Source organism: Pelagimonas sp. (genome assembly GCF_058892305.1).
Genome location: NZ_JBZXVN010000010.1, coordinates 23,747 through 36,063 on the forward strand (window position 1 = coordinate 23,747; position 12,317 = coordinate 36,063).

The following is a 12,317-nucleotide window of genomic DNA, read 5'->3' on the forward strand; positions in this document are numbered from 1 at the left end:
TCCTCACCGGTGAAATCATCGGCTGGCGTGTAGGTCACGGTGCCATCTGGGTTCAGCGTCGCAGTGCCGTTGGTTGGCGTGCCAACTTCGGTCACGGTCAACGGGTTGCCATCCGGATCGGTGTCGTTGCCCGCTGGATCGTCGATCACAACCGGCGTGCCCTCTGGCGTTGTGGCTTCGTCATCCACAGCCGTTGGAGGCGTGTTTTCGCCATCTGGGGTCACGGTGACAACGATCTCACCGGTGGAGGTGCCACCATTGTCATCTTCGATGGTGTAAGGAATCGTGTCCTCACCGGTAAACCCGTCTTCTGGCGTGTAGGTCACAGTGCCATCGGGGTTCAACGTCGCGGTGCCGTTGGTGGGATCACCAAGACCGGTCAAGGTGATCGGATCACCATCTGGATCGCTGTCATTTGCAAGCGGATCCTCAATCACAACTGGCGTATCCTCGGGCGTGGTCGCCGCATCAGGATTGGCAATCGGATCATCGTTTTCAGCGTCCGGAGTGACTTCGACGGTTACTGTCGCCGTAGATTCAAGGCCCGACGGGTCTTCGACAGTGTATTCAAACGTGTCGCTTCCGGTGAAATCGTCGTTTGGAGTATAAACGATTGTGCCATCAGTTGGGTCAATCGTCGCCACACCATTCGCAGGTGTCGTCGTCGAAACGATTGTCAGCTCATCCCCATCGGGATCCTCGTCGTTGCCACGCACGTAAATGCGAACAGGCGCGCTTTCTTCGGTGCTGCTGGTGTCGTCTGCGGCCACAGGTGCCTGGTTTCCACTGCCGTCTTCAACGCTTACGGTCACAGTGGCCGTATCAGAACCGCCATTGCCGTCGGAAATGGTGTAGTCAAACGTGTCGGTTCCGGTGAAATCGGTGTCGGGCTCATAGTCGATGGTACCGTCTGCGTTCACAGTCACGGTGCCATTGGTTGGGTCGGTTGCATCCGTAACAGACAAAGTATCCATTTCAGGATCGGTGTCGTTGCCCAAAACCGTGATGTTCACAGGTGTATTCACAGATGTGGTGTCGCTGTCATCAACGGCATCCGGGTCGGTGTTGCCGCCACCACCTTCGGTCACGTCAACAGTCACAGTGGCCGTATCGGTGCCGCCATTCCCGTCATCCACAACATAGGTGAACGTGTCCGTCCCAAGGAAACCCGGTGCCGGTGTATAAGTCATGGTGCCGTCACCGTTATCGGTCACGCTGCCATTGCTTGGCGATGTATAGGTGAGCACGGAAAGCGGGTCAGACTCTGGATCGGTGTCATTGGCGATGACGTCGATCGTGACGGCGGTGTCCAGCAAGGTGCTGTCGCTATCGTCATTTGCGGTCGGATCAGAGTTCTCATCCACAACATCGACGGTCGAAAACTCGACGTCAGAGATCAAAACCGCCTGTTCGCTTTCGCCCCCATTTTCATAGACAACTTCGATCCGCGACACAGGGCCGGCAATATTGACAAGCACCGAGCCGGTCGCGTCTTCGAATTCGGATGGGGTGTTGCCATCGACTGTGTTGCCACCAACCGAAGCGCTGCCCGCAGGTGTCAAGGACACAGGCACGGCGTTGCCATCGGCGTCATAGGCCATCACCGACACGACATCTTCGAAGCCGGTGCCAGGGCCATCAAGGTCCCCGGCCATACCCGCATCAACATCGTTAAGACGGAAGCTGACGTTTTGCACGTTGTCGGTGTAAGAATCGGTATCGAGGGCCCGGAAGTCCAGAACCGTTGTCGACGTGGCCGATGGGGCAGCATCGCCGTCACCGCCTTCGCCAAAGAGTTTCAGGTGCGAGGCCGGGTTCAGTGTCTCATCGCCTTCAACATAGGCGAAGCCATTATATGTAAAGGCCTGCGCGCCAGCATCCTGACCATCAAATGTAATATCAACAGCCACACCGCCGGTATCAACCGTAGCAGTGACCGCATCAGGTGCAGTGTCGTCGAGTACGGTACCATAGGCACCAAGAGCACCCCAATTTAAAAACAAATCAGCCATTATCAGACCCTCATATACTTCAGACGGGGGCATGCCCCAACCGCGTAGGCGGCAGACAATGCCCACTGCACTGCCCGTTCAATTTCGCTCGTCGCGCCTGTAAGTATGCGAAGTGTTCGCGCTGCCTCTGCCCACGTCTTTACGTGGACGAAGAACGCCAAATTGCGGCTCGGACGGACTCCGCCCTACGCTTCACCTCACATCCTTTCAGATGCACAACAGTTCAGCGGCCGCCCCCGTGGCCTATGTCTTCACCCCCCAGTTGGGCTTGAGATATAGATACTGTGAACCGGCGCGTGTCGGAAGGAAAAAATGGCACGACGGCGGCATTCCTTTTGTTCTATTGGCAGAATTCAGCCGGAAAAGGCTCAATTTTTCCGAAGGTTGAACGCAAATTGTTTCCACACGCCATGCAAACGCCGCAATAAAACCGCCCTTTTCAGCCAATTTTAAACGATTTCGCAGCTAATCCTCGAGTTGGCCTGAGTGACCGTCTCTTATTTGGCAACAATCATGAGAACCATCCGCCAAGCATATAGGCGCTTCGCGTCATTCGGGAATGTGTCTAAGTTTGTATCAAATCAAGAACCAATACGGCCTGTGGCAGAAAATTGGCCACTCACGTCACATTCAAACCTACGACAAATACGAATCATTCTTCATAAATCTAAAGAGAATTGCGGAATGATTCGACGCTACGTTCCCGAAATAAGGTATTCACCCATACCGAATTCCCGTATAACCAGCACTCCTGTCCGCCAATTCTTTGTTCGAACCCGGCCTTAGGAACCCAACCATGCCAGTTAGGGCGACCATTCTTGTAGCGCACAAGTTAGTCTATTCACGATACGTCGGCATAATAGAGCGCCAAGACATCGTCACAGCACTAATGGATGTCTATGAAAGTGACGCTTATCTCGCCGGGATGAATGAGCTTGTGGACTTGCGACGTGTTACCGAGGTGAAGATTGATTATGACGAGATGAGCCAACATGTCCAACACGCCAACTTGACCCACCAGCGCCTCAATAAACCGATCGTTGTCTCGTTTTTGGCCCAGAAAAACGTCGCGTTTGGTATGGCGCGGATGTTTCAAACACTCTCCGAAGCATTGAACAGCAACATGGTTTGCCATGTGTCCAGCGACCGACAAACGGCTTTGTCCGTGCTGGGCTTGCCTGCATCAGCTCTGGAGAATGTTCTGGAGGTTTAGGGTCTGGCCCCATTGCGCGATGATGTTTGGCTCAAATCGTAGGTGGTAAAAATCATCCTAGATAAATGAAGCCTACCCCAGTTAAGAAACAGGTAGGGGCGCGCGCCATGCCCTGTAACATGACAAGTACGGAATGAGTTGTTTGGTTGCTTTAGAAAACGTCCGGGAGTAGCCGATATATATGTTCAAAATCGAAAACGCTCAGGCTGGATCCTTTCTGGCGGCTTGTGAAGATGGGTCCATTCGCGCGGCATCCGAACGGATGGGCATTGAACCTTCGACGGTCAGTCGTCATTTGCAGGCGCTTGAACAGTCGTTGAACATCACCCTTGTGGAACGCGGGCGGCGCGGCGTGCGCCCAACCGATGCCGGAGAGCTCTTGCTCACCTACCTCAAAGCTCAGCGCAGCGAGCAAGAGGCTTTGCTATCGCAATTCGACGAATTGGCAGGCATGCGAAGGGGCGAATTGGTGATTGCTGTGGGCGATGGGTTTATCAATGACTTTGTCGGCAACGCCTTGACCAGCTATCGCAAAGCTTTTCCGGGGTTCACCTATGACCTTTTGACCGGGTCAACCGAACAGGTGATGCATGCGGTGCGTACGGACCGCGCGCACATAGGTTTGGCCTATAATGCCAGCCGGGACCGTACAATTCGCGTTGCAGCGCAGGTGAAACAACCTTTGGACGTGTTGTATCACCCTGCGTCTGAGTGGTCGACGCTGTCTGCCCCCGTGTCGTTGCACGATCTGGAAAACATCCCCTGCGCGTTGCTCAAGTCCGGCTCTGGCGTGGGGGAAATGGTGCGTCTTGCAGAGGCCACATATGGCGTCAAATTGAATGCTATGGTGCGGTCAAATTCACTGATGGTTTTGCGCAACTTTGTGCGCGAAGGTTTGGGCATCACAGTGTTGCCAGCCTTTGTAGCCACACGCGAAATTGCTGATGGGACCATCGCAACATTGCCCCTGACCGTGCCTGAATTCGACGAAGGCGAGGCGTCGATTTTCACCCGTACAAGTCGCAAATTACCCGAAGGCGCGTCGCGATTGCTTGATCATGCGATCCGCAGCATGGCCGCTTTTACACGCAAGACCTAGCGTTGCGCGTGATGCAACGTTAAACTTGTAGTGGTGCAATATGCAGCCCCCTAAACATCGTTAAGGTTCTCTCTATCAAAACCAAAAGACGACACGGGCGTTACCATGCGGCACAAATTTATGAAAACGGCCCTGGCCACTTTGGTCATGAATACCGCCCTCAAAGGCCTATTCCATGCTGTCTCCCTGCGCATCGTATCACCAAGAGCTGCCACAAGTTTCGATCCGAACTGCCACAACAAGACGTTCACGAACGACGGTCTTGCCAACCACTCCGAAGGCCCAATGGCCCGCGACAGTGACGTAAAGTTTCAAGCCATCTTGCCCGGTTATGGGGGAACATTGACGCAACCAGATGCCAGTTTCTTTCATATAGATTGGCTGGTGAAGGTCCTGATGCCGCTGGTATCCCCAATGCGGGAGCACGTATGAAAGAATATCCTCACGACTTGCCGGGGTATGCCCCGGCGCGTTGTCATTGCTTTGACGATGGATGACGATCCCGCTCTGTTGATCGCAGATGAGCGCCCTTCGGCGGGGGCTGTTTCGTCCCCAGACGACAGGCGGGCCTTGTTGATGGTTCCACGCAAATCGCTTGGCTTTGTCACGCCCTACGTCAGCGATGATCCAGCCGTGATCCGAAGAGCTTCAGACCGGGTGGCCTCGATAAACAAGGGGAATTCGTCGGATGTCGCACAGACGAAGCGCTCGAAACCGCGTCTCGCGGGGCCGCAACACCGAAATGAAACACGACAGGTAAGGACATAACAGCATGATAGGACTCATTGGATGCGGTGCCATGGGGGACGGAATGAGGTCTCGCTTGGCGGAAACAGGCCATAAAGTGCTTTGCTATGATGCATCACCGGACGTACGTGCACGCGTTCAAACGACAGGAGCTTCGGTATGCGACACTCTGGCTGAGATCGCGCAAAATTGCGACTTTGTCATCCTGTCATTGCCGCGTGCCGAGATTGTCGAAACGGTGATGAATAGCCTTGGGCCAAAGCTGGCCTCCGGGACCATTGTGCTGGATACCTCGACCTCGGAACCTGCAACCACGGCGGTTTTAGCCAAGACGGCCAAAGACGCCGGCTATGACTTTCTAGACGGCCCCGTCAGCGGAGGGCCTGCGGGTGCCAAGAGCGGTACGATGACGATGGTCATGGGCGGTTCTGAGACCACCATCGCCAAAATTCGTCCCATTTTAGAAGACTTGACGGCCAAGATCGTACATGTCGGGCCTGTTGGGTCGGGCCATGCGGCCAAGATCGCGAACAATTTGCTCTGTGCTGCCAATTTGGTTTTGGTCAGCGAAATGGCGCAATTGGCCAAAAGTGGGGGCATTCCTTTGGTCAGTCTGCTTGACGGGGTGAATGCGGGGTCGGGGCGCTCTGGCGTCAGTGAAGTGAACTTTCCCAAATGGATTATGTCGGAAAGTTACGATTCAGGGTTCACCATGGGCCTGATGCGCAAAGACGTAGGGCTGGCGACAAAACTGGCTGCAAATGCCGGCCTGACCCTGCCTGCCACCCGCGCCATTGCAGCGGTTTGGGAAGACAGCCGAGCGATGCTGGACGACAGCGCTGACTTTAACGAGATTTATAAATTTGAGGCTGGCACAGATGTCTAATCGATCTGCACTTTTTCAAAAGCTCATGTCAGACTTGGGCCTAGGGACAGCAATTCAAAACTTGATCGGCGGCACATTATGTGACGGCGCAGGCGACGCCGTCACATTGCATGACCCCTATACGCAGGCCACGTTGGCGTCCTACGCAGATTGCGGCGAGGACCTCGCGGCAGAGGCCTGCGAGGCCGCTACACTTGCGCAAAAAGAGTGGGGCCAGGACATGTCCGCCGCACGCCGTGGTGACGTCATGCAAGACGTCGCCTCAGCGATCAAAGCCTATGTCGAGCCTCTGGCCCAGATGGAAGCCCTTGTGGCAGGCAAACCCATTCGCGATTGCCGTGTAGAGGTGGCGAAAGTCATCGAGATGTTCCGGTATTACGCAGGCTGGGCCGACAAACTGCACGGCGAAGTGATCCCCGTGCCCAGTGGGCATCTGAACTATACTCTGCGTGAACCACTTGGGGTTGTGTTTCAAATCACCCCATGGAATGCGCCTATTTTCACCGCTGGTTGGCAAATTGCACCTGCCATAGCGACAGGCAATGGCGTTGTGATAAAACCAAGCGAATTGACGCCCGTGACGACTATCGCCTTGGTGAAAATCGCCGAAAACGCAGGTCTACCAAAGGGGTTGGTCAATGTGCTGGCAGGGTTTGGCCCCACCACAGGCCAAGCGGCGATTGAACACAAATCCGTACGCAAGGTCATTTTTGTTGGCTCGCCGCAAACCGGGCGTCATGTGGCCATGGCCGCCGCCAAAGCGCTCAAGCCTGTCGTGTTGGAACTGGGCGGTAAATCCGCCAATATCGTCTTTGATGACGCCAATCTTAAACATGCCGCACTGGGTGCGCAGGCCGCAATTTTCTCGGGTGCGGGGCAAAGCTGTGTCGCGGGTTCGCGATTGCTGGTGCACAAATCCATCCATGCCGACCTGCTGGACATGATCACAGACGGTATGAACGCCATCACGCTTGGCGATCCTATGGATGAGGCGACGGAAATCGGCCCGATCAGCAACGCGCGTCAGTTTGATCACATCACCGGCATGATCAAAGGCGCAGCAAGCGAAGGCGCAGATGTCCGCTCCCGCGCCGTATTGCCCGACACTGGGTTCTTTGTACCGCCAACGGTTTTGGCAGGGTTAACCAACGCCGCCACGGCCGCGCAAACCGAAATCTTTGGACCAGTGGTCACAGCCATACCTTTTGAAGACGAAGAAGAGGCCATCGCAATCGCCAATGACACAAACTTTGGCCTTGCTGGTGCTGTTTGGACCGCTGATTTGGGCCGCGCTCACCGCCTGTCCACCGCCGTGCGGGCGGGCACATTCTGGATCAACAGCTACAAAGCCATCCATGTGTCATCGCCCTTTGGTGGCTCGCATGAGTCCGGCTTTGGTCGCTCCAGCGGAACAGATGCTTTGATGGAATACACCAGCCCCAAAAGCGTCTGGCTCGACAGTGGTGTCACCCCTAAAATCGCGTTTGGCTATGTGTCCTAAGGCGGAGCTTGTCGCGCAGACCTCGGCATTCTTGAAGGAGAATGTCGAGGCCGCGCATGTCCTTGGCCTAGACGCGGTCACATTTGATCAGATCTCTGATCTACTGGCGGCGGTGCTCAATGCTGTGGCAGGAATTGATCCCGGTCTGACAAAACGGGTTTATGATGAGACGCCCGATTTGGTCGACATCAGCACCTATGACATCACTGAAAGTGCCCGCCGCAATTTTGAGCCCGGTGGTGTGCCGGCAACGCTGTTGTTTTCGCGTGGCGTGCAGGCGATCATGGCTCACCGCGTGGCACATGGTTTGTGGCACACTGGCGAACCCAATTTGGCTTTGGCGGTGAAATCCCGTGCGGGGCGCGCCTTTGCGACGGATATTCACCCCGCAGCCAAAATTGGGGCTGGGCTTTGGCTGGATCACGGGCTTGGCTTTGTCGTGGGTGAGACCTGCGTAATCGGCCAAAACGTGTCGATCTGGCACAATGTCACCTTGGGCAGCACGCTGAATGACAGCGGCGCACAACGTCATCCGACAGTCCAAGACGGTGTGGTGATTGGGGCAGGCGCGACGATTTTGGGCAATATCACCCTTGGCAAAAATGCCAATATCGCCGCGGGGTCCATTGTCGTCAAAGATGTCCCACCCAATACCTTGGTCGTTGGCTCAAAATCCCGCGAAATCGGTGCGGCGCAAATCTCATTTACCCCTGAAAAGAACCCAAGCTTATGACCGCTTCATTTGGAATTGATCATCCCCTTTTTGCCGTTCATGACATCGACGCCTTTCGTCGGCATCTTCTGTCGCTTGGCTTTAACATGACCGCTATCGGCAAACATCCATGGGGCACAAGCACCAGTTTGGCGATGTTTGATGGCTGTTTGCTTGAGATTATGGGCATCTACGATGACACCCTGCTCGATAAAGTGCCTGCGGGGGATTTCCGGTTTGGCCGCCATATTCACAGCCATTTGCACCACCGTGAGGGTATTGCCCTGACGGCGTTGCACAGCACGGATTCCGTCGGTGACGCGGCCAGAGCGGCGGCGGCAAGCTTTGACGTCAGCGGCCATCTGGAGTTCGGTCGTGATGTGATTTTACCGGACGGCACAGCAGGACGCACCAAAACCACGCTGGCTTTGCTTCCAGATGCGCGTTTCCCACGGCTGTCGCTTTTTCTGTGCCAACAACACCGGCCCGAATTGATTTACGTCGCCGAATGGCTGGACCACCCGAACACCGTAAACGGCATTTGCGGCATCACCATTCTGTCTCGCCCAAAGGATTTACCGGCACTGAAAACCAAGTTTTCCGGCCTTTATGGCAAGACACAGGCCGTCCAAGACGGCTTTGCGGCCCAGACCGCAAACGGGGTCATCACGGTGGCAACCCGTGCGCAGATTGAACACGATTATGGACCACTTCCTGCCGAGATTGACGACAGCCAACCCAGTATCATCGCGATGGATATGACTTTTGCGGACCCAAAAATGTTCAGATCATGGCTCAGAAAAAGTGGCGCGGCATTTGAGCAAGACGGAGAGGCCTATACGCTTTCGCAGCCCGAATTGAGCGCAAACACCTATCTGAGGTTCATGCCTCAAACCTAAGCGGGGTCAGAAGTTTCCTGTTGCCAGACACAGCATATGTCGACGTATTTTCTGCGCTTTGGACATCTTGGCGCTGGCCTAAGAGAGAGATCTCACCTTCACTTTGACCGCTCCGCGATTGAAACACATAGGGATCGAAGGGCCCCATATTGGCCAAAGCGCGGATAGGGATGCGCGGCCCATTTGGGAGCCAATCCCATAGCGCCACCGCTCGAAGATGTCTGGTGTCATTCAGGCCCGTGGCCACAGCGATCACATCACACAAGCTGCCGTTTGAAGCGCATGCCAATACAAGACCCCACCAGTACCGGTCTCCCGCGCGCAACGTCGCAAAGAAATGCCTGCCGGGCAATGGATTAGCAGCTTAGAAGCAAACAAAAAACGGCCGGAAATGACCCCGGCCGCGATGTGTTGTCGAAGACTATTTTACAAAATGAGATCGCCAGCGTCGATGAGCGGAGCGCCGTCAACTTCAACAGAAAAATCGGAACCTCCATCCCCATCAATGTCGATGTAGAGACGGCCAATGCTGTCGTTGTAGCGAACCTCACCAGCTGAGCCCGAATAACTGGCCCCGCCGATAAAAGTGAGCCCTGAGGCAAGTCCAGACAGATCAATCACATCAACGTTGTGCTGGAAGTCCAAAATTGTGTCGCGCTCACTGCCATGGCTGCTTTCTGAAACACTATTGAAAACAAAAACATCTGCACCTGAACCGCCGGAGATACGGTCACGACCATTGCCACCTGTAAGTGTGTCATTGCCACTCCCGCCGAATAGGAGGTCGTCTGCGGAGCCGCCAGATAGATCATCGTTCCCATCATTGCCGGCCAAGGTGTCGTCACCTCCGCCGCCAAACAGCCGGTCACCATGGTTGCCCCCCCGAAGAACATCTTCCCCATCGCGTCCGAATATCAGGTCACTCTGATCTCCACCTGAGATTTCGTCATTTCCATCTTCCCCATCGAGCGTGTCTTCGCCGTCATTGCCGTACAGGCGATCATCACCCGACCCGCCCTTGGCGCTGTCATTGCCGTCTTGGCCAGCAATTAGGTCGTTGTCAGCGCCACCAAAGGCGAGGTCGTTGCCGTCACCTCCAAGAAGGGTGTCGAGGCCATCATTCCCTGCCATGAGGTCGTTATGCCTCCCGCCTTCGATGCGATCATTGCCATCACCACCACGAATGGTGTCGTGTCCGGTATGCCCGATGAGCATATCATGACCGGTATCACCGTTAATGACATCAGAGCCCGTACCGCCGTCTATCGTATCATTGGCGCTAACGCCCGAGATAACGTCTGAATTGGAGCCTCCAAAAATCCGGTCACTCCCAGAGTCACCATTGATCGTGTCTTCGCCAACGTTGCCAACAAGCAAATCCGCCCCGGACCCACCATGGATTAGATCGTCATCATCGCCCCCACGCGCGGTGTCGTCGTTGCTGCCACCGTCGAGGGTATCCTCGCCATCGCCACCATCGAGATTGTCTTCACCCGCGCCACCAGCAAGGCTGTCATTGCCGCCTTCACCGTACAATGTATCTGCACCGTCGTTACCATAGGCGCGGTCATTGTCGGTTCCTGCTTCAATGCTGTCATCCCCATTCCCACCGGAAATGACATCGCGCCCTGAGCCGCCGAAAATGCGGTCATCTCCGCTCTCGCCTAGAAGCGTGTCATTGTCTCCATTGCCAGACATAAGATCGGCACCGAGGCCGCCTTCAATGCGATCGTCACCGGAGCCGCCTTTGACCGTGTCATTCCCACCTTCACCGCGCAACGTGTCATCGCCGTTCTCGCCGGTGATGACATTTCTGGCGGAATCACCAACCAAAAGATCATCAAAGGCGCTGCCAGGAATCGTTGTCGGCGGTAGGTCAGTATCGTCGATGGTTCCAATGCCTGTCACGGTGGTATCGGCAAAGATATGTGCCGCGGTGGACGCGGTGGCCACAAGGCTCAAGCTGAACGTTTCCGTGCTTTCTTGAACAAAATCCCCGACAACGGGGACGTGGACGTAGGCGACGGTTTGGCCGGGGGCGAAGCTTAGGGTGCCGGAGGTGTCGGTGTGTCCGTCGTCAGGGTTTTTGGCACCAAGAGCGGCGTAAACTAAGAGAGAGTTTGGCTCATCTGGTTGGTTTGATTATGCGGCGCGTTGCCTGTGATGCAAGCGGCGCGCTTCGAGCGTCTTTTGTTTGATCCTTTCCCTTTGTTTTAGAATGGTCTTGTCACGTCCGAAGTAGACATCGGCAGGCGTGACATTGTTTAGGCTCTCGTGATAGCGCTGATGATTATAGTGGTCGACGAAGGCTTCGATCTGGGCTTCGAGATCACCTGGCAGGAAATAGTTTTCCAACAGGATGCGGTTCTTCAGGGTTTGATGCCATCGCTCGATCTTGCCTTGCGTCTGGGGATGATAAGGTGCACCGCGAGAATGCTTCATTCCCTTCTCGTGCAACCATTCAGCCAGATCACCAGAGACGTAACTTGACCCGTTATCGCTGAGCAGCCGTGGCTTGTGAGCGACATGAACCTGATCGCAGCCGGATGCCTGCAAAGCCAGATCAAGTGTCTCGGTCACATCCTCCGTCCTCATAGTCGTGCAAAGCTTCCAGGATATGATGTAGCGACTGTAATCATCCAAGATCGTGCTGAGATAGAACCAGCCCCAGCCGATGATCTTCAGGTAGGTGAAGTCCGTCTGCCAGAGCTGGTTGATGGCCGTGGTTTTGTCTTTGAACTCGTCGGCAGCTTTGATCACGATGAAGGCAGGGCTGGTGATCAGGTCATGTGCCTTAAGCGTGCGATATACTGTGGATTCCGACACGAAGTAGCGTTCTTGGTCTGTGAAGGTCACCGCCAACTCGCGCGGCGACAGCTCTGTCTCCTCCAGCGCCAGCTTGACAACCTTGCGCTTCACTTCCTTCGGCACACGGTTCCAGACATGCCTTGGTTTGGGGGATTGATCTGCAAGGCTAGCTTCGCCGCGTTGCAGGTATCGGTCATACCAGCGGTAGAATGTCGTGCGAGGGATGCCAAGTTTTGACAATGTTTGACGCGCTGACAGTTGCGATCCTTCGACCAACCGAATGATCTCCAGTTTCTCAGATGCGGGATACCTCATTCTTGGCCGCCCCCATCGTCGATCATGCTTTTTTTTGAGAAGACGCAATTCCAGTGTTTGCTCGGCCACAACCTCCTTCAGATCACGGGCCTCACGGCGCAGGTTGTCTGACGTCATCGCCTATG

The 12,317-nt window shown here is 55.2% G+C and carries 10 protein-coding genes and 1 pseudogene; 8 read left to right on the forward strand and 3 right to left on the reverse strand.

The features are described from left to right. Window positions 1–2,012, reverse strand: a 2,012-nt coding sequence (locus tag AC5EFR_RS04125; protein WP_493574693.1) for an Ig-like domain-containing protein, incomplete at its 3' end; no start/stop codon positions are given. Window positions 2,013–2,808: 796 nt separating this feature from the next. Between AC5EFR_RS04125 and AC5EFR_RS04130 the strand changes: the two genes are divergently transcribed. The 8 genes from AC5EFR_RS04130 (at window position 2,809) to AC5EFR_RS04165 (ending at window position 9,069) form a co-directional block, all read left to right on the forward strand. After that, window positions 2,809–3,225 carry a hypothetical protein gene (locus tag AC5EFR_RS04130; RefSeq protein ID WP_493574694.1) on the forward strand — a complete coding sequence of 139 codons (417 nt, stop codon included), beginning with the start codon at window positions 2,809–2,811 and terminating at the stop codon, window positions 3,223–3,225. Between the two features lie 181 nt (window positions 3,226–3,406). Next, a complete protein-coding gene (locus tag AC5EFR_RS04135) occupies window positions 3,407–4,324 on the forward strand; it encodes a LysR family transcriptional regulator (protein ID WP_493574695.1) in 918 nt (305 codons plus the stop codon). 147 nt (window positions 4,325–4,471) lie between these two features. Next, the gene (locus AC5EFR_RS04140) at window positions 4,472–4,756 is read left to right on the forward strand and encodes a hypothetical protein (RefSeq protein WP_493574696.1); all 285 of its coding nucleotides are present in this window, start codon (window positions 4,472–4,474) and stop codon (window positions 4,754–4,756) included. Window positions 4,757–4,783: 27 nt separating this feature from the next. Beyond that, a complete protein-coding gene (locus AC5EFR_RS04145) occupies window positions 4,784–5,092 on the forward strand; it encodes a hypothetical protein (RefSeq protein ID WP_493574697.1) in 309 nt (102 codons plus the stop codon). A 4-nt stretch (window positions 5,093–5,096) separates the two neighbouring features. Beyond that, entirely contained in the window at window positions 5,097–5,957 is an 861-nt protein-coding gene (locus tag AC5EFR_RS04150) for an NAD(P)-dependent oxidoreductase (RefSeq protein ID WP_493574698.1), read from the forward strand. Further along, window positions 5,950–7,458 (forward strand): aldehyde dehydrogenase family protein, encoded by a 1,509-nt coding sequence (locus tag AC5EFR_RS04155; protein ID WP_493574699.1) that lies wholly within the window; start codon window positions 5,950–5,952, stop codon window positions 7,456–7,458. Before AC5EFR_RS04150 ends, AC5EFR_RS04155 begins: the two co-directional genes overlap by 8 nt. A 31-nt stretch (window positions 7,459–7,489) precedes the next feature. Then, window positions 7,490–8,191 carry a serine O-acetyltransferase EpsC gene (gene epsC, locus AC5EFR_RS04160; RefSeq protein ID WP_493574700.1) on the forward strand — a complete coding sequence of 234 codons (702 nt, stop codon included), beginning with the start codon at window positions 7,490–7,492 and terminating at the stop codon, window positions 8,189–8,191. Further along, the gene (locus tag AC5EFR_RS04165) at window positions 8,188–9,069 is read left to right on the forward strand and encodes a VOC family protein (RefSeq protein ID WP_493574701.1); all 882 of its coding nucleotides are present in this window, start codon (window positions 8,188–8,190) and stop codon (window positions 9,067–9,069) included. The genes epsC and AC5EFR_RS04165 overlap by 4 nt, the downstream gene beginning before the upstream one ends. A gap of 426 nt (window positions 9,070–9,495) precedes the next feature. On the opposite strand, the gene AC5EFR_RS04170 is transcribed toward AC5EFR_RS04165, so the two are convergent. After that, a complete protein-coding gene (locus AC5EFR_RS04170; RefSeq protein ID WP_493574702.1) occupies window positions 9,496–11,022 on the reverse strand; it encodes a calcium-binding protein in 1,527 nt (508 codons plus the stop codon). A gap of 189 nt (window positions 11,023–11,211) precedes the next feature. Further along, window positions 11,212–12,312 (reverse strand): annotated as a pseudogene (locus tag AC5EFR_RS04175) (IS3 family transposase); the annotation flags it as partial. Window positions 12,313–12,317: the final 5 nt, after the last annotated feature.

Coding starts and splice junctions, on each gene's coding strand:
- AC5EFR_RS04130 (WP_493574694.1), top strand. CDS start 2,809: ATGCCAGTTAGGGCGACCATTCTTGTAGCGCACAAGTTAGTCTATTCA.
- AC5EFR_RS04135 (WP_493574695.1), top strand. CDS start 3,407: ATGTTCAAAATCGAAAACGCTCAGGCTGGATCCTTTCTGGCGGCTTGT.
- AC5EFR_RS04140 (WP_493574696.1), top strand. CDS start 4,472: ATGAATACCGCCCTCAAAGGCCTATTCCATGCTGTCTCCCTGCGCATC.
- AC5EFR_RS04145 (WP_493574697.1), top strand. CDS start 4,784: ATGCCCCGGCGCGTTGTCATTGCTTTGACGATGGATGACGATCCCGCT.
- AC5EFR_RS04150 (WP_493574698.1), top strand. CDS start 5,097: ATGATAGGACTCATTGGATGCGGTGCCATGGGGGACGGAATGAGGTCT.
- AC5EFR_RS04155 (WP_493574699.1), top strand. CDS start 5,950: ATGTCTAATCGATCTGCACTTTTTCAAAAGCTCATGTCAGACTTGGGC.
- AC5EFR_RS04165 (WP_493574701.1), top strand. CDS start 8,188: ATGACCGCTTCATTTGGAATTGATCATCCCCTTTTTGCCGTTCATGAC.